The sequence below is a fragment of the Thioalkalivibrio sp. AKL7 genome (genome assembly GCF_000381705.1).
In the GTDB taxonomy this organism is placed as follows: Bacteria; Pseudomonadota; Gammaproteobacteria; order Ectothiorhodospirales; family Ectothiorhodospiraceae; genus Thioalkalivibrio; species Thioalkalivibrio versutus.
Map to the genome: position 1 here is coordinate 13,982 of NZ_KB906956.1, position 16,511 is coordinate 30,492.

The following is a 16,511-nucleotide window of genomic DNA, read 5'->3' on the forward strand; positions in this document are numbered from 1 at the left end:
ATCGCCCGGATCAGGAAGATCCCGCGCATGCCATCGCGACCCGAAACCCTGGATCATGACGCCATCTGCCGGCTGCTGCCGCACGCCGGGGCGATGTGCCTGCTGGATTCGGTAGAGGCCTGGTCCGACGACGCCATCCACTGTCGTGCCGACAGCCACCGGGATACGGCCAACCCGCTGCGCGGGGAAGGCGGCCTGCATGCCCTGGGGGCACTGGAATACGGCGCCCAGGGCATGGCCGTGCACGGGGCGCTGCTGGCGGATGGCGGCCCGCCCCGGGCCGGCTACCTGGCGGCCGTGCGCAACCTGCAACTACGGGTCCAACGTCTCGACGGCCTCGACGACCCGCTCGAGATCCACGCCGAACGCATCCTGTCGGATACCCACAGCTCGATCTACGACCTGCGGGTCACCGCCGGTGACCGGCCGGTGCTGAGCGCCCGCGCGACGGTGATCCTGCAACCCGCCGACGAGGAAACGACCCCGTGACTGCACGCGCCCTGATTACCGGAGCCAGCGGAGCCATCGGCGCCGCCATCGTACAAGCCCTGGCCGCAGCTGGCCATGAGGTGGTCCTGCACGCCCATCGCAATGCCGACGCGGCCGAAGCAACAGCCGCGGCCATCCGCGCCGACGGCGGCCAGGCCCGCGTGCTGGTGTTCGACATCACCGACGAGGGGGCCTGCCGCGAGGCCCTGGAGCCCCTGGCGGCCGAACAACCGGTGCAGATCCTGGTGCATAACGCGGGCATCCACGACGATGCGCCGCTGGCCGGAATGCGCCGCGAGCAGTGGGACCGACCGATCGACGTCGGACTGAACGGGTTCTACAACGTCACCCAGCCACTGCTGCTGCCGATGATCACCACCCGCTGGGGCCGGGTCGTGGCGATCTCCTCCGTCGCCGGGCAGATCGGCAATCGCGGCCAGACCAACTATGCAGCGGCCAAGGCCGGGCTCCATGGCGCCATTCGCTCGCTGGCCCAGGAGGTCGCCTCGCGCGGGATTACCGCCAACGCGGTCGCCCCCGGCATCATCGAAAGCCCGATGAGCGATTCGAGCTTCGATGCCGACCGTATCCGCACCGTCGTACCCATGCGCCGCGCCGGCCAGCCCGCGGAGGTCGCGAGTGTGGTCGGCTTCCTCGCCAGCGAGGGCGCCAGCTACGTGTCCGGTCAGGTGATCGGCGTCAACGGCGCCCTCGCCTGACCCCGCCATGAGCCACGTCGTTGCCCTGATCCCGGCCCACAACGAGGCCGCCACCATCGAAGACGTCGTCGCCGGCGCCCGCGCCCACGTGGACCGGGTGATCGTGGTGGACGACGGCTCCGAGGATGCGACCGCAAGCCTGATCGAGGACCAGGCGGAGGTCCTTCGGCAGCCCGAGAATGGCGGCAAGGCGGCCGCGTTGTGGGCCGGGATGCAGCATGCCCTGGCCACCGGGGCCGATGCCGTGGTGACCCTGGACGCCGACGGCCAGCACGACACCACGGAGATCCCGGCCCTCATCGCCGCCTGGCGCGAGACCCCCGAGCGGCTGATCTTGGGGGCCCGACTCAAGGGCCGCGAACATACCCCGCCGCTGCGCCTGTTCGGCAACCGCATGGCGGACTTCTGGATTGCGTGGGCCTCGGGGCAACCGCTGCAGGATTCGCAGTCAGGGTTCCGCCTGTATCCCGCGGCGCTATTGCGACGCCTCGAGCTACGTCATCACCGGGCGCGCGGCTTCGTGTTCGAAAGCGAGGCCCTGATCGTCGCCGAGCGGCTGGGATTCCCGGTGCGGGTGGTCCCGGTACGCTGCATCTACCCGGAGAACCACCGCCCCAGCCATTACCGCGCGACCGCGGACACCCTGCGTATCATCGCCATGGTCGCCGGCCACCTGCTGCGCCGCGGGATGCGCCCGCTGGGGCTGTTGCGCTCGCGGGGCCTGTTGCGCTGAAGGCCCCGGCGTGCCGCTCCGGGCCGCGCCCTTGGAAACCACCGGCACGCGTGTCTACACTCTCGACGCACCCATCCCAGAAGGAAAACGCCATGAATACCAGGACGTTGCTGGTCATCCTGTTTGCCAGCCTGATCGCGCTGGCCGGCTGCCGCGGCACGGTCCCCGTGCACAACGTCAGCGATACGACGGTCACCGATGTTGCGGGTGAACGCCCCAGCGCCGAACAGATGGAACGCGCCATCCGCACCGCCGGAACGGCCCTAGGCTGGCGCATGGAAGAAGTGGAACCGGGGCTGCTCGAAGGGCGACTTGCGCTGCGCGACCACGTCGCCGAAGTGGAGATCCCCTATGCGGCGGGTGAATACAGCATTCGCTACAAGGACAGCACCAACCTGAACTACGCGGACGGCAATATCCACCCGAACTACAACAACTGGATCCAGAACCTGGACAACCAGATCCGGGCGCAGATCTCCGCCCTCTGAGCCCACCCCGCACCGCGTCGGGAACACCCCGGCGCGGTGCGCACGCTCCAGGGCAAAGGGCCTTTCATCACGAAGCGCACGAAGGCGGGGAGCTCGGAAGGAATGCGGTGACGGAAGCGTCTTGCGCCTCCGTTGCGGTCTTGCCCACCATCCAGTCTTTACACCCCAGTCTTTACACCTACCGGGTGATGCTTTTCAGGTTTTCTTCGTCCCTTCCTGTGCGTCGTGGTGATCCCAAACCGACTCCGCGGTCACGGGTCAGTCGGGGCGCGGGCGTTCGTCCGGCTTGCGTGCCTCGCCCTCGGAACTCTTGGGGGTCGGCTCGTCGTCCTGGGCGTCCGATTCGTTGGCGCCGCCGGCCGCCTCGCCGGGACCGGCACCGTAGTCACGGCGCGTCATGTGCGACAGCAACTGCCCGGCCCGGTCCTCGAGGCGATCACGGGTCGGCTTGTCCGCCAGTTCCTCCGCGCTCTGCGCCAGGTGGTGGTAGAGGTCGCGGTAGGAACCCGCCATGGTCGCGAACAGCGTGGCCGTGCGGTCGAAATGGTCGTTGACCTGGCTGCGGTAGCGGGTCAGTTCCTGCATGCGCCGGTCGAGTTCCTCTTCCAGCTCGCGGATCAGCTTGCGCTCGTCACTGGTGACGCGGCCCACCCAGAAACCCACGAGGGCGGCAACCACGATGGCCAGGATCCCGAGGGCCACCCACAGCCCCACTGCTGTCTGTTCTTCCACCACGACATCCTCTGTAAATGGAGCCGCCATTGTGCCGCAGGCCCTCGCCGAACGCACTGCCGGGCATGCTAACCTCGCCACAACAGGGACACCGGAACAACGCAGGAAGGCCCCCGGAAGCCGTTTCAATCCGCCGTACAACCAAGAGTCAGACCCACCATGATCGAACCACAACATGCCCAGCAGATCCGCCAGGCCCAGGCCGGCCTGATCAACCTGGTGGTGCAGGCCACCCAGAACCCGGAGACCCGCCGCGAACTGGAGCCAGTGCTGAACCAGGCCCACGAGGCCGGCTGGGGCGAGCTGATCCTGCGCATCCGCCGCGTGCTCGAAGGCGAACGCGACACGTCCCTGCTGCAGGGGCTGGACGACGAGGACACGGTGATCCTGACGGCGATCCTGGCCGGCCTGCAGGATCCCTCCACCCTGCCGGACCCCGAGCAAAGCGGCGATCCGGCGCAGGCAGCACCGGGGCTGGCCCAGATGATCCATGGCGCGGCCCACGGAGACGCCCAGTCGCTGCACTGGCTGTCGCAGATGGCCGAACAGATGAGCCGGGCCGGAGGCGACATGGCGCGCCTCGGTGGCATCACCAAGCGCCTGGTGGACGGCGAGCGTGACCCGGATGTGCTGTGCCGCGGCATGGACGCCCAGGGCGAGTCGCTGGTGCTCTCGATCCTCTCGGAGCTGGGCAAGCTCGAGCACCACTGACCAACCCGTGCGCCATTCCAGCATTTGCAGGCCGCGCAGCCGAGGCACGTTCCGCCTCGAGCATCTGATGCTGGCCGTAATCGCCCTGTGGCTCCTGCAAGGCTGCGCCGCAGTCACCTTGCAGCCGCCGGCCGAACCGGAAGACCCGGTCACTGTGGCACTCCTGGACCACGGCCATCACTCCAGTCTGGTCCTGCCGACCGCGACCGCGGACGCCTGGCTGCGCTATTCCTACGGCGACTGGTCGTTTTACGTCGAGCGGCGAATCAACCCCCTGCAGGGGCTGGCCGGGCTGTTCCTGCCCACACGGGCGGGCCTCGGCCGGCAATCCCTGACCGGCTCCGACCTGGAGGATGCGACGGCGACCCAGCTGCGCGTGCCGCTGGAAGAACTGCATCTGCTGACGGTCCCCGGGGCCAGGGTCACGGCACTGCGCGAGGCGCTGGAGGGAATCTGGCAGGCGGGCCACGATGACCGCGAGGTATCGACAGAATGGGACATGGCCTTTGTCGAACACCCCAAGGCCTACACCCTGCGCAACAACTCCAACCGCATGGTCGCGCACTGGCTGACGGCCCTGGAGGTCGATGTCTCGCGCCTCCCGATCATGTCCAACTGGAAGCTCGACTCACCCTGAGGTCAATCCGGGCCCTCTGACCACGAAGCGCGCGAACATAACCCTTCGTGCGCGCTTCGTGGTGGATAAACGCCGGGCGTCAAAGGCGGTGGGCCCACTCCAGGACGGCATCCTGCAGGTTCCGGCCGAGGCCCTGATGCGCGCGGGGGTCGTTGACCAGCACCACCACGGCCAGGTCGTCCCCGCCTTGCGTGCGCACGTAGCCGGCGACCGCAGAGACCTCGTTGAGGTGACCGGTCTTCAGGTGCATCTGCCCGCGCAGGTCGCGCTGGCTGCCGTTGCGGAAGCGATTGCGCAGGGTCCCGTCCAGCCCGGCCAGGGCCAGGGAGGACTGGAATTCCGGACGGTGCGAGTGCTGCCATCCGCCCTCGAGGATCTGGCCCAGCTGGCGCGCGGTCATGCGGGTCTCGCGGCTGAGCCCCGACCCGTTGTCGACCACCATGCCACCCACCTCGACCCCCAGGCCGCGCAGCGACTCCAGCAGGGCCTGCTGACCCTTCTCCAGCGTGGCCGGCGGGGTAAAGTGACGCGCCCCCAGGGTCAGCAGCAGGTGGCGGGTCATCACGTTGGAGCTCCACTTGTTGGAGACCCGGATCAGATCCGCCAGCGGCCGCGAGGTATGGCGCAGGATCGGTTCGTCGTACAGCACCGGCAGCACGCCGGGGCGAATGTCGCCGGTCAGCTCGCCGCCCCACTGCGACCAGTGCAGACGGAACATCTCGGCGTGATTGGCCTCCGGTGTCAGGACCGTACGCAGCAGTTCGTAGTCCCCGCAGTTAACCGGATACTCGCCGGCCAGGATCACGCGCTGTGCCTCGGGGTCGGCGTCAAAGCGAATTCCCCGCTGCCAGGCCCCGCAGCTGCCACGCGACGGCTGCAGGCGATTCTCGATCGTCAGCCCCGGAAGCGGCGGATCCACGGTCACGTCGATCCCGTTCCCATGCCGCTCCGGCCGCACACGAAAGCGCTGGGCATTGGCGTTTACGTGCAAGGCATAGGGCGGCTGGTTGTAGGCCCGCAGCGGCTGGTCGTTGAATGCGGACGGGTCGCCCGGAGGCAGTTCGAAATGCGAGGCGTCGAGGATGACGTTGCCCTCGATGCGCCGCAGCCCGGTCTGACGCAACTGCCCCAGCATGCGCCAGTGCTCCTCGCTGACCATGCCGGGGTCCCCGGTCCCGCGGATCACCAGATCGCCGCGCAATACACCGTCGCGCACCGGACGCGTAGCCCACACCTCGGTGGTCCAGGTGTACTCCGGCCCCAACTCGTGCAAGGCCGCCAGCGAGGTGGCCAGCTTGATGGTGGAGGCAGGGTTGTACGGCTGATCGGCATTCAGGCGCGCGAGGACCGCGCCATCGGACATCCGCTGCACCCACAGGCCCACATTTGCCGGCGGCAGACGCTGGCTCTCGATCGCCCGCTGCAGCGGTCCCGGGAGATGCTCGAACTGGGCCTGTGCGGCCAGCGGTGCCAGCCACAACAACAGGGTCAGAGCGACGGATACGAAACACCAGGAAGGTCCGGACCGGGGCCCGGGGCGACGCGAAAAACGACAAGGGGACATTGAGACCAGCCATCCTGCATGAGAGCCTTCGGCAACGGCCCCTATAGTGTGCCGCCATCCCGGCCGCGACAAGCCCTCCGGGTGGGCTTCGTCACGCCCAGGGGAAATCGATCACCTGATCGATACGCGACACCCCCAACAGACGCATCAACAGCCGGTCCACGCCCAGGGCCACGCCGGCGCAGTCCGGCAGACCCGACTCCAGCGCCGCCTCCAGGTGATCGTCCACGGGCGGAAGGGGCTGGCCGCGCGCGCGGCGCTGAGCGATGTCCCGCTCGCGGCGCTGGCGAAACACTGCGGGGTCGGTCAGCTCGTGATAGCCGTTGGCCAGCTCCAGGTCGCCCCAGTACAGCTCGAAACGGGCGGCATAGCCCGGCCGGTCCGCGCAGGGGCGCGCGAGCACGGCCTGGCTCTCGGGGTAGTCGAACAGGATTGTCAGCCGGTCCGGCGGGAAGCCCGGCGCGATCACCAGGCTGATCAGGGCATCCAGCCAGCCATCCCGATCCAGCCCGCCGCGGATGACCAGCCCGTGGTCCCCCGCGACCCGTTCCAGCTCCGCGGCATTCGTCTCCGCCGGGTCCACCCCCAAAGTCGAGCGAAACAGATCGGCATAGGCGATCGCCTCGCACCCCCGGGGCGCGTGCCAGTCGGGAGACTGCGCGGCCTGATCCGCGATCAGGGCCACCACCTCGCGCGCCAGTGCATGGTGATCCAGGCCCAGACGATACCACTCCAGCAGAGTGAATTCGGGGTTGTGCCGCGGCCCGGATTCACCCCCGCGGAACACCCGTGCGATCTGGTAGATATCCGGGGCGCCGTCCGCCAGCAGGCGCTTCATCGGGTACTCCGGCGAGGTCTGCAGGTAGCCGCGCTCGCCGCCGGGGGCCTGCGCCTCCCAGCTCTCCAGCATTGGATCTTGCGGCGCGCCCCGGCTCAGGATCGGGGTCTCGACCTCGAGCACCCCGCGGGCCGCGAAGAACGCCCGCAACCCGGCCAGGAGGCGGGCGCGCGCCGCGCGGGCCGGCGCCGCACCCGGACGCCAGTCGGTCATGTCGCAGGGCCTGCCGGGGTCCGGCTCACACGCGCGAGACGTACTCGCCGTTGCGGGTATCCACCTTCACCGTCTCGCCCTCTTCGACGAACAACGGGACCTTGACCACCGCGCCGCTCTCCAGCGTGGCCGGCTTGGTGCCGCCCTGCGCGGTGTCACCGCGCAGGCCCGGATCGCACTGGGTGATCTTCAGCTCGGTGAAGGACGGCGGCACCACCGACAGCGGCTCGCCGTTCCACAGGGTCACCGTGCAAATATCCTGTTCCTTCAGCCACTGCCCGGAATCACCCAGTGCGGCCTCGCCGACGGCATACTGCTCGAAGGTGTCCGGCACCATGAAGTGCCAGAACTCGCCATCGTTGTAGAGATACTGCATCTCGGTATCCATCACGTCGGCGGCCTCCACCGACTCGCCGGACTTGAAGGTCTTCTCCAGCACCCGGCCGGTACGCAGATTGCGCAGCTTGACCCGGCTGAAGGCCTGGCCCTTGCCCGGCTTGACGAACTCGTTCTCCACGATGGCCTGCGGGTCACCATCCAGCAGGAGCTTGAGACCGGCCTTGAATTCGTTGGTACTGTAGGTTGCCATTGCGCGCTGTCCCTCGATGATGCGTGGCGCGGACATGCCGCCCCGTCCGGAAACGATTCATGCCCACAAAGCCCGTCATGATAACGCGCAAGGCGCGCGGAACCCAGCCAGCCGAACCGGCATCCACACCGGCCTGGCAGCAGGCGCTGGCGCGCGCGATCGCCGATCCCGAGACCCTGGCCGCACGCCTGGGACTGCCGCCCGAGTCCCTGCCGGGCATGCAGGCCGGGCACCGGCTGTTTCGCACCCGCATCCCGGAGAGCTACCTGGCCCGCATCCGCCCCGGCGACCCACGGGATCCCCTGCTGTTGCAGGCCCTGCCGGACGCGCGCGAGGCCCTCGAGTCCCCGGGGTTCGTCAGTGACCCGGTCGGCGACCACGACGCGCTGGCCGCCCCCGGCGTGGTGCACAAGTACCACGGCCGCGCCCTGCTGCTGACCACCGGGGCCTGCGCCATCCACTGCCGTTACTGCTTTCGCCGCGAGTTCGGCTATGCCGACCACAATCCGGCCCGGGACGACTGGGAACCCGCGCTGAACTACATCGCGGCGCATCCGGACATCCGCGAGGTCATCCTCAGCGGCGGCGACCCGCTGAGCCTGTCGGATACCCGCCTGGAACGGCTGACGGACCGGCTCGGAAACATCCCGCACCTCGAGCGCCTGCGCATCCATACACGCCTGCCGGTGGTGCTGCCGGAACGGGTCGACGACCGCCTGCTGGCCTGGCTCGGCAAGGGCCGTCTGCAGCACATCCTGGTGCTGCACGCGAATCACCCGCGCGAGTTCGCCGCACCGGCCGATGCCGCGATCGATCGCCTGCGCGCCGCCGGGGTCACGCTGCTCAACCAGGCGGTACTGCTGGCCGGCATCAACGACGACACCGAGACCCTGATTGAACTCCAGGAGGCCGGCTTCCGCCTGGGCGTGCTGCCCTACTACCTGCACCAGCTCGACCGCACCCGCGGCACGGCCCACTTCGAGGTACCAGACGCCCGCGCGCGCGAACTCTACCGCGCCCTGCACGCCCGCCTGCCGGGCTACCTGGTCCCGCGACTGGCGCGCGAGATCGCCGGAGAACCCGGCAAGACCCTGCAGACACCGTTTCCCGCGCATGAATGAGCCCCACCGGCACCCACACCGATTGCGCGGTTTGCTGCTAAAGTAGCGCCAGAATCCTGCAACCGGCCCAGCAACCACTGGACACGCCCATGCTGCATGCCCTGCCCGAGCTGCCCATCCAACCGGCCGGTCCCGACAGCTTCCCCCACCAGACCCCGCAAGCACTGGACGCCTGGTGTGCGGAGCTGCCCGGCAGCGAGCCGGAGCTCGGCATCCAGCGCATCCGCGAGGCCCTCGACGGGCTGAACGCGATCGTACTTCGCCCCGGAACCCGAGCCACGCTGGTCGCAATACTGGAAGATCATCTCCTGCCGCTGCTCCCGGCCATGGAGCGACTGCTGCGCCAGCGGCCCCTGCCGCTGGGCAACCGCAGCCGCAAGCGCGCCGATGTTTACAGCGCCGCCGTGCGCGCCCTCCTCACCGCGGAGCTGCTGGTGGTCCGCGAACGCGCGGACGCGCACGACAACCGCCACGCGAAACGCCTGACGGCACCCCTGCAGTCCGCAGTCGCACTGCTGGGGGCCCTGAGCATGCACCACTGGCGGCTGTACCAGTCCGTGCCGCCGGGCCACTGGCAGCGGCTGTTCGATGTGCTGCGCCTGGCGCGTGAGCAGGGAATCGCCGACGAGCGGCCCGCCACCGACAAGCGCTTCGGCCCGCTGGAGGTGGACCGCATCGAAGCCATGAGCGCACGGCTGATGATACTGGGCAGCACCGATCCCAATGCGCTGAAGATGGGCGAAATGGACTTGCTGGCTCGCTGGGCCAACACGTTGCCCCTCGCCTGCACCGCCGCCCCCGACCCGGCACAGCACCCCGATCTTCCCGTACTGCGCTGCAATCTCGACCGCGACCACGCCCCGGGCCTGGTCCTGCGCGGGACACCGGCCACCGAACCCGCCTGCTTCATTGAGCTGACGCCGGCGCTGGACGCCCTTCGTGAACGCCCCGACGACCTGGAACCGCGCCGCCGCGGCGAGGGACAGCCACTGGCCGAACACTTGTTGCGCCTGTGGTCGAACCTGCCAACCCGCCGTCACAGTCGCGAGAGCGCCAGCGACCTGCAGCGGATCTGCGTGATGGGCCTGGAACGTATCCATGATTTCCTGCTGATGGAAATGGACAGCCGACGCGCGCCCGAGACCGAGACCACCGGGGCAGCGGAAGCGCCGGAGACCAGCCTGAAACCCCTGCAAGAACACGACCACGGCGTCAGCGTGTTCGAAATGTCGAAGGCCGCGCTGCGCGGCTCGGATCTCGCCCTGGTAGACAGCCCGCACCGTTCCGACCGCGAGCGTGACCTGCAACCACTGGCGGACGACACGCCGAATACTGCCGCGACCGCCTGGGAAGATGTCGGGCGCGGACTCGAGATCGCCGCCCGCGATGAATCCACGGGACCGATCACCAAGCGTCACCCTCCGGAACACTGGCAGGTGGACGACATCGGCGCCGGCGGCGTGCGTCTGCGCCTGGACAACCCCCAACAGCCCTTGCTGATCGGGGACCTGGTCGGCTTGCGTGCCGTGGATGGCCATCGCTGGACCATCGGGGTCCTGCGCTGGATTCGCTTCGACGACCAGGCCGGCAGTCTGATCAGCATCGGCGTGGAATTTCTCGCCGATCGCTGCCTGCCCATGCAGATTCAGGATTTCCGCAATGGCATCGCGGCGGGGGTCCCGCAATCAGGACTGTTCGCCCCGCAGCGCACCGATGCCGACGGGGCGGTACTGTTCCTGCCGGCGCAGGTATTCGATCATGAACAACGCGTCGTCTGCTGGCTGAACAGGCGCGCCCGTGTTCTGGAACTGGACAGCGAGCGCACGGGCACTACTCTGTTTACCGAGGTCGGGTGCCGCATGACCGGCCTGGAGGTCCACCAACCGGCCGGCGAGACGCCCGACATCGCCGACGGACCGGCCATCGCGGATGACGACGGACCGCCATTCACTACCCGCAACCGCGACGACTAGCCCCATGAACGAAACGATTCGCACGCTCTTCGTGACCAGCAACCCGAACCGGGCTGAAGAGGTCATCAGCAGTATCCGGACCCGCGGCAGCGCGATCCGGCCGGAGCAGGTATCCGGCAGCGACGCCCTGGCCGAGGCGCTGGAGGGCCGGCGCTTCGACGTGATCGTCCTGATCGAACCCGGCCTGGCCCTGACCCGGGAACACGTCGACGCGGCGCTGCACGCATCCGGTCGACGTACCCCGCTGGTCATCATGACCGAGCGCCCCGAACCCGCACGCATAGACGACTACGAGGCCGGCGCCTATGCCGTCGTCGATCACGAACTGCACGAACTGGCCGGCATCCTTGCGGTGCGCGCTGCCGAGCAGTTCCAGCTGCGCCAGCGGATGGGGCGCATGGACGCATCGCTGCAGGAGTCCGAACGCCGCTGCCAACTGTTGCTGGACAACTCGCGCGACGCCATCGCCTACGTCCACGAGGGCATGCACATCTATGCCAACGCGTCCTGGCGCGAGCGCTTCGGGATTGCCGATCCGGAGGAAGTGGAAGGCCTGCCGCTGATGGACCTGATCGCCCCGGAGAGCCGCGACGAACTGAAGGGCCTGCTGCGCCGCTTCCAGAGTGGCGAGGAAGGTGACCAGACCCATCAGGCCTTCCAGCTGCAGGCGTTTGACGGCACGCCGTTCGAGGCCAACCTGCGTCTGTCCACCGCCAGCGTCGAGGGGGAGGCCTGCACCCAGGTGCTGCTGGACTCGGCCCAGGAGGACCCGGAGCTGGCCGAGAAGATCGACTACCTCTCGCAGCGTGACCTGGTCACCGGGCTCTACAACCGCCAGCACTTCTCCGGGATGATCGAGACCGCGCAGAGCCAGGCCGCGCAATCGGAAAAGCCCTTCGCCCTGGTCACCCTTGCGGTCGACCGTTTCCCCGAGATCCGGGCCAACGTCGGCATGTCCGCCAGCGATCTGCTGCTTGCCGATATTGGCAAGCTGATCGAGGATCACTTTCCCGACCCGGCCATCGCCGCACGCCTGGAGGCCGAGCACTTCGGGATCGTGGTCCCCGACACCCGGCGCAACGAGGTGGAGGCCCGCATCCACGGTCTGATGGAAGCGGTCACCGGACGTGTCTTCGAGCTCGGCAACGCCTCGACCAACTGTAGCCTGTCGGCCGGCATCGTGATCGCCGACGAGACGGCGGTGGATACCGAAGAACTGCTGACCCACGCCGACCGCGCCCTGCAAGAGGCCGTGGAGGCTGGGGGCGGAAACCACCGCTTCTTCCGCCCCGCAGAGGGCGAGATGACCCAGGCGCAGAACGACCAGCAGTGGAAGCTGCGCATTCAGGACGCCCTGGAACACGATCGCCTGGAACTGCTGTATCAGCCGATCGTGAACCTGCACGGTGCCGATCGCCCGCGCTACTCGGTCTTCGTGCGCCTGCGTGACGCCGAGGGGCATATCCACGAGCCCGATGCCTTCCTGCCCAGTGCCGAGCGCACCGAGATGGCGGCACCCATCGACCGCTGGGTCCTGAAGACTGCGCTGCAGATGCTGACGGAACAGCTAAAGAAAGACCCGACCACCCAGTTCTTCCTCAAACTGACCAACGGCTCACTAGGCGACCCCTCCGTGGTCAGCTGGCTGCACAACGACCTGCACGGCATGCGCATCCCCGCCGACAACGTGGTCGTCGAACTGAAGGAACCCACCGTGGTTACCCACCTGAAGCCGGCGATCCACGTCGCCCGCGGGCTGCAGGAAATGCACGGCCATCTGTGCATCGACGACTTCGGCAGCGGGCTGAACCCGTTCCAGCTCCTGCAGCACCTGGAGGCGGATCACATCAAGCTGGACCCGTCCTACGTGAAGAACCTGGCCGAGAGCGAGGAGAACCAGCAGTTGATCCGCGAACATACCGATGCCGCGCATGCCAAGGGCAAGCAGGTCATCGTGCCCTATGTCGAGGACGCCAGCGTGCTCGCCGTGCTCTACAGCCTGAACGTGAACCTCGTTCAGGGCTACTTCCTGCAGGCACCGATGCCCGCCCCCACCTTCGATTTCGCCTCGACCTGAGCCCCCCACCTCGCGGACTCCGGCTTCTCCCACAGAACGCGCAGAGAACACGGCGCCGGGCAGGTCAAGGGCGATTCACAGCTAGACCCTGGGGTGTGAGGAACCGGGCTCGCGACCGCGCAGGGAAGCCCGGCTGCGGCGGCGAGTATGCGGCCGCCCATCCCGTCTTCCTGCACAGCGTTTTCCTCCGTGAACTCCGTGTTGGCTGGCACGAAAGTCGAGTCCGCAGAGCGAGGGACTTTATGGAGGGCTGAGCACGCCCCCAACGCAACAGGCCCCGGTGAATACCGGGGCCTGTGCGAACCATGGTCCTTGCCCTGCGGGACTACCTGGACCAGAAGTTAAGGTCCTCGAAAAACCCCTTAACGCCGTCCAGCCAGGAGTGAGCCTGCGGGCTGTGCTTGGTACCGCCAGCCTGGGTGGACTCCTCGAACTGGCGCAGGAGCTGCTTCTGCTCCTTGGTCAGGTTGATCGGCGTCTCTACCACCACGCGGCAGATCAGGTCACCGACCCCGCCGCCATGCACGGACTTCACGCCCTTGCCACCGACCCGGAACTGCTTGCCGGTCTGGGTCTCCGCGGGGACCTTCAGCTTGACCCGGCCATCCAGCGACGGCACTTCCAAATCGCCGCCCAGAGCGGCCGTGGCGAACGACACCGGCACCTCGCAGTGCAGATCCGAGCCCTCGCGCCGGAACAACTTGTGCGGCTTGACCCGCACCTGCACGTAGAGATCACCCGGCGGGCCGCCGTTCATGCCGGCCTCGCCCTGGCCTCCCAGGCGGATGCGGTCACCGCTGTCCACCCCGGCCGGGATCTTCACGTCCAGGGTGTTCTGCTCCTGCACTCGACCCTTGCCGTGGCAGGACTTGCAGGGGCTCGAGACGACCTTGCCCGCACCCTCGCAACGCGGGCAGGTCTGCTGCACCGAGAAGAAACCCTGCTGGATGCGCACCTGGCCGACCCCATTACAGGTCGGGCAGGTCTCCGGCGAGGTCCCCGGCTCGGCGCCCGAGCCATCACAGGCCTCGCAGCTGACGGTGGTCGGGATACGGACCTTCACCTCGGTGCCGAACACGGCCTCTTCCAGGGTCAGGTCCAGGTTGTACTGCAGGTCGGAGCCACGATAGGCCCGCTGCCCGCGGCCGCCCCCGCCACCTCCGAAGATATCGCCAAAGATGTCCTCGAAGATGTCACTGAAGTTGGAGGCCCCGGCGCCCCCGCCAAAACCCCCGGCCGAGCCGTCCACGCCGGCATGGCCGTAACGGTCGTAGGCGGCGCGCTTCTGGTCGTCGCTGAGGACGTCATAGGCGGCGCGCGCCTCCTTGAACTTGGCCTCAGCCTCCGCATCCCCGGGGTTGCGGTCGGGGTGGTGCTTCATCGCCAGGCGGCGAAAGGCCTTCTTGATATCGGCGGCCGAGGCGTCCTTGGAGACGCCCAGCACCTCGTAATAGTCGCGTTGTGACATGGTCATTCCCTGCTGATTCGTGCGCGCGAACGCGGAATGCCTTCACGCAAACGCCCGGAGTCACGAGTACCCCGGGCGCGGCGTTCAAACAGTTCCGGCGGGACGCCATAGCGTCCCGCCGGCTGCGGCATCAGCCCTGCTTTTTCTGGTCGTCGTCGACTTCCTCGAACTCGGCGTCCACGACATCGTCGCCCTGCGGGCCACCCTCGGCCTGCTCGGCCCCGGCCTCGCCCGCGGCGTCCGCGCCCTGGGCATAGGCCTTCTCGGCCAGCTTGCCGGAGACCTCGGCCAGCTTCTGCGCGGCCTGCTCGATCACCTCGGGGTCGTCGCCTTCCATCGCGGTCTTGGTCTCGGCCACCGCCGACTCGATCGCGGTGCGCTCGTCGTCGGAGACCTGATCTGCCAGATCCTTCAGGGACTTCTCGGCCGAATGCACCAGGCCATCGGCCTGGTTGCGCGCCTGGACCAGCTGCTGGAACTTCTTGTCGTCCTCGGCGTGGGCCTCGGCGTCCTTGACCATCTGTTCGACTTCCTCGTCGGACAGGCCGGAGGAGGCCTTGATGACGATCTTGTTCTCCTTGCCGGTCGCCTTGTCCTTGGCCGAGACGTTCAGGATGCCGTTGGAGTCGATGTCGAAGGTGACCTCGATCTGCGGCACACCACGCGGCGCGGCCGGGATGTCCTGCAGGTCGAAGCGACCCAGCGACTTGTTGGCGCTGGCCATGTCGCGCTCGCCCTGCAGCACGTGCACGGTCACCGCCGTCTGGTTGTCCTCGGCGGTGGAGAACACCTGATTGGCCCGGGTCGGGATCGTGGTGTTCTTCTCGATCAGCTTGGTCATCACGCCACCCATCGTCTCGATCCCGAGCGACAGCGGGGTCACGTCCAGCAGCAGCACGTCCTTGACGTCGCCACCCAGCACGCCGGCCTGCACCGCGGCACCGACCGCAACGGCCTCGTCCGGGTTCACGTCCTTGCGCGGCTCCTTGCCGAAGAACGCCTGCACCGCTTCCTGCACCTTGGGCATGCGGGTCTGGCCACCGACCAGGATCACGTCGTCCACCTCAGAGGCGGACAGACCGGCATCCTTCAGCGCGACCTTGCACGGCTCGATGGAGCGCTTGACCAGGTCATCGACCAGGCTTTCCAGCTTGGCGCGGGTGATCTTCAGCGCCAGGTGCTTGGGGCCGGTGTTGTCGGCGGTGATGTACGGCAGGTTCACCTCGGTCTGCTGGCTGGAGGACAGCTCGATCTTGGCCTTCTCGGCGGCCTCCTTCACGCGCTGCATCGCCAGCGGATCGCCCTTGATGTCGATGCCCTGGTCCTTCTTGAACTCGTCGACCAGGTAGTCGATCAGGCGATTGTCGAAGTCCTCGCCACCGAGGAAGGTGTCGCCGTTGGTCGCCAGCACCTCGAACTGGTGCTCGCCATCCACCTCGGCGATCTCGATGATCGAGACGTCGAAGGTACCGCCACCCAGGTCGTACACGGCGATCTTGCGATCCCCGCGCTGCTTGTCCATGCCATAGGCGAGCGCGGCCGCGGTCGGCTCGTTGATGATGCGCTTGACCTCGAGCCCGGCGATCTTGCCAGCGTCCTTGGTCGCCTGACGCTGGGAGTCGTTGAAGTACGCCGGGACGGTGATGACTGCCTCGGTGACCTCTTCGCCGAGATAGTCCTCGGCGGTCTTCTTCATCTTCTGCAGCACGCGGGCGGAGATCTCCGGCGGGGCCATCTTCTTGCCCTGCACCTCGATCCAGGCGTCACCGTTGTCGGCCTTCACGATGTTGTAGGAGACGAGCTTGATGTCCTTCTGGACCTCGTCTTCCTGGAACTTGCGACCGATCAGACGCTTGGAAGCGAACACGGTGTTCTGGGGGTTGGTGACCGCCTGGCGCTTCGCGGACTGGCCAACCAGCACCTCGCCGTCGTCACTGAACGCGACGATGGACGGGGTGGTGCGGGTGCCTTCCGCGTTCTCGATGACCTTGGCCTGGTCGCCTTCCATTACGGCGACGCAGGAGTTGGTGGTCCCGAGGTCAATACCAATGATCTTGCCCATGACTGAAATCTCCTGATGCGAAAAATTTTGCGCTGCAGAGAGCGTTTCTCTGCCAACTTGTACGGGAATCTGGGGCCCCGGGCCGGGTTTTCAAGGG

The 16,511-nt window shown here is 67.7% G+C and carries 15 protein-coding genes; 9 read left to right on the forward strand and 6 right to left on the reverse strand.

Annotated features, from left to right (window positions below):
* The first annotated feature begins 27 nt into the window (after positions 1 to 27).
* The 4 genes from G315_RS0112140 (at position 28) to G315_RS0112155 (ending at position 2,429) form a co-directional block, all read left to right on the forward strand.
* Entirely contained in the window at positions 28 to 489 is a 462-nt protein-coding gene (locus G315_RS0112140; protein ID WP_019612595.1) for a hypothetical protein, read from the forward strand.
* A complete protein-coding gene (gene fabG, locus G315_RS0112145) occupies positions 486 to 1,208 on the forward strand; it encodes a 3-oxoacyl-ACP reductase FabG (RefSeq protein ID WP_018145357.1) in 723 nt (240 codons plus the stop codon). Before G315_RS0112140 ends, fabG begins: the two co-directional genes overlap by 4 nt.
* A gap of 7 nt (positions 1,209 to 1,215) precedes the next feature.
* The gene (locus tag G315_RS0112150; protein WP_019612596.1) at positions 1,216 to 1,941 is read left to right on the forward strand and encodes a glycosyltransferase family 2 protein; all 726 of its coding nucleotides are present in this window, start codon (positions 1,216 to 1,218) and stop codon (positions 1,939 to 1,941) included.
* 92 nt (positions 1,942 to 2,033) lie between these two features.
* Positions 2,034 to 2,429 (forward strand): hypothetical protein, encoded by a 396-nt coding sequence (locus tag G315_RS0112155; protein WP_018145355.1) that lies wholly within the window; start codon positions 2,034 to 2,036, stop codon positions 2,427 to 2,429.
* A gap of 258 nt (positions 2,430 to 2,687) precedes the next feature.
* Here G315_RS0112155 and G315_RS0112160 read toward each other — a convergent pair whose 3' ends face one another.
* Positions 2,688 to 3,161 (reverse strand): YhcB family protein, encoded by a 474-nt coding sequence (locus tag G315_RS0112160; RefSeq protein WP_018145354.1) that lies wholly within the window; start codon positions 3,159 to 3,161, stop codon positions 2,688 to 2,690.
* 159 nt (positions 3,162 to 3,320) lie between these two features.
* Here G315_RS0112160 and G315_RS0112165 point away from each other — a divergent pair, with 159 nt between their 5' ends.
* Together G315_RS0112165 and G315_RS0112170 are read left to right on the forward strand one after the other, a co-directional pair.
* Positions 3,321 to 3,872, forward strand: coding sequence for a hypothetical protein (locus G315_RS0112165; protein WP_018145353.1), 552 nt, complete (start codon positions 3,321 to 3,323; stop codon positions 3,870 to 3,872).
* A 67-nt stretch (positions 3,873 to 3,939) separates the two neighbouring features.
* The gene (locus G315_RS0112170; protein WP_018145352.1) at positions 3,940 to 4,509 is read left to right on the forward strand and encodes a hypothetical protein; all 570 of its coding nucleotides are present in this window, start codon (positions 3,940 to 3,942) and stop codon (positions 4,507 to 4,509) included.
* A 79-nt stretch (positions 4,510 to 4,588) separates the two neighbouring features.
* On the opposite strand, the gene dacB is transcribed toward G315_RS0112170, so the two are convergent.
* The 3 genes from dacB to efp all read right to left on the reverse strand — a co-directional run bounded on the left by dacB (position 4,589) and on the right by efp (position 7,713).
* The gene (gene dacB, locus G315_RS0112175) at positions 4,589 to 5,989 is read right to left on the reverse strand and encodes a D-alanyl-D-alanine carboxypeptidase/D-alanyl-D-alanine-endopeptidase (RefSeq protein ID WP_019612597.1); all 1,401 of its coding nucleotides are present in this window, start codon (positions 5,987 to 5,989) and stop codon (positions 4,589 to 4,591) included.
* 175 nt (positions 5,990 to 6,164) lie between these two features.
* Complete coding sequence (gene epmA / locus G315_RS0112180) at positions 6,165 to 7,124, reverse strand: EF-P lysine aminoacylase EpmA (protein ID WP_018175849.1); 960 nt, start codon at positions 7,122 to 7,124, stop codon at positions 6,165 to 6,167.
* A gap of 25 nt (positions 7,125 to 7,149) precedes the next feature.
* The gene (gene efp, locus G315_RS0112185) at positions 7,150 to 7,713 is read right to left on the reverse strand and encodes an elongation factor P (RefSeq protein WP_026182087.1); all 564 of its coding nucleotides are present in this window, start codon (positions 7,711 to 7,713) and stop codon (positions 7,150 to 7,152) included.
* Positions 7,714 to 7,790: 77 nt separating this feature from the next.
* Between efp and epmB the strand changes: the two genes are divergently transcribed.
* The 3 genes from epmB (at position 7,791) to G315_RS0112200 (ending at position 12,884) form a co-directional block, all read left to right on the forward strand.
* The gene (epmB, locus tag G315_RS0112190) at positions 7,791 to 8,834 is read left to right on the forward strand and encodes an EF-P beta-lysylation protein EpmB (protein ID WP_019612598.1); all 1,044 of its coding nucleotides are present in this window, start codon (positions 7,791 to 7,793) and stop codon (positions 8,832 to 8,834) included.
* Between the two features lie 89 nt (positions 8,835 to 8,923).
* Positions 8,924 to 10,807, forward strand: coding sequence for a hypothetical protein (locus G315_RS0112195; protein WP_019612599.1), 1,884 nt, complete (start codon positions 8,924 to 8,926; stop codon positions 10,805 to 10,807).
* 4 nt (positions 10,808 to 10,811) lie between these two features.
* Positions 10,812 to 12,884, forward strand: a complete 2,073-nt coding sequence (locus G315_RS0112200; RefSeq protein ID WP_018169151.1) for an EAL domain-containing protein — start codon at positions 10,812 to 10,814, stop codon at positions 12,882 to 12,884.
* A 325-nt stretch (positions 12,885 to 13,209) separates the two neighbouring features.
* Here the strand turns inward: G315_RS0112200 and dnaJ are convergent, their stop codons facing one another.
* Both dnaJ and dnaK read right to left on the reverse strand, forming a co-directional pair.
* Complete coding sequence (gene dnaJ, locus G315_RS0112205; protein ID WP_018169152.1) at positions 13,210 to 14,358, reverse strand: molecular chaperone DnaJ; 1,149 nt, start codon at positions 14,356 to 14,358, stop codon at positions 13,210 to 13,212.
* Between the two features lie 124 nt (positions 14,359 to 14,482).
* On the reverse strand, positions 14,483 to 16,414 hold the full coding sequence (gene dnaK / locus G315_RS0112210) for a molecular chaperone DnaK (protein WP_018145344.1): 1,932 nt from the start codon (positions 16,412 to 16,414) through the stop codon (positions 14,483 to 14,485).
* Between the last annotated feature and the right edge of the window lie 97 nt (positions 16,415 to 16,511).

Excerpts from the sequence above, each read along its gene's own strand:
- dnaJ (WP_018169152.1), bottom strand. The coding sequence starts at position 14,358 with ATGACCATGTCACAACGCGACTATTACGAGGTGCTGGGCGTCTCCAAG.
- G315_RS0112140 (WP_019612595.1), top strand. The coding sequence starts at position 28 with ATGCCATCGCGACCCGAAACCCTGGATCATGACGCCATCTGCCGGCTG.
- G315_RS0112170 (WP_018145352.1), top strand. The coding sequence starts at position 3,940 with ATGCTGGCCGTAATCGCCCTGTGGCTCCTGCAAGGCTGCGCCGCAGTC.
- G315_RS0112150 (WP_019612596.1), top strand. The coding sequence starts at position 1,216 with ATGAGCCACGTCGTTGCCCTGATCCCGGCCCACAACGAGGCCGCCACC.
- G315_RS0112200 (WP_018169151.1), top strand. The coding sequence starts at position 10,812 with ATGAACGAAACGATTCGCACGCTCTTCGTGACCAGCAACCCGAACCGG.
- efp (WP_026182087.1), bottom strand. The coding sequence starts at position 7,713 with ATGGCAACCTACAGTACCAACGAATTCAAGGCCGGTCTCAAGCTCCTG.
- epmA (WP_018175849.1), bottom strand. The coding sequence starts at position 7,124 with ATGACCGACTGGCGTCCGGGTGCGGCGCCGGCCCGCGCGGCGCGCGCC.
- G315_RS0112195 (WP_019612599.1), top strand. The coding sequence starts at position 8,924 with ATGCTGCATGCCCTGCCCGAGCTGCCCATCCAACCGGCCGGTCCCGAC.
- epmB (WP_019612598.1), top strand. The coding sequence starts at position 7,791 with ATGATAACGCGCAAGGCGCGCGGAACCCAGCCAGCCGAACCGGCATCC.
- G315_RS0112155 (WP_018145355.1), top strand. The coding sequence starts at position 2,034 with ATGAATACCAGGACGTTGCTGGTCATCCTGTTTGCCAGCCTGATCGCG.
- dnaK (WP_018145344.1), bottom strand. The coding sequence starts at position 16,414 with ATGGGCAAGATCATTGGTATTGACCTCGGGACCACCAACTCCTGCGTC.
- G315_RS0112165 (WP_018145353.1), top strand. The coding sequence starts at position 3,321 with ATGATCGAACCACAACATGCCCAGCAGATCCGCCAGGCCCAGGCCGGC.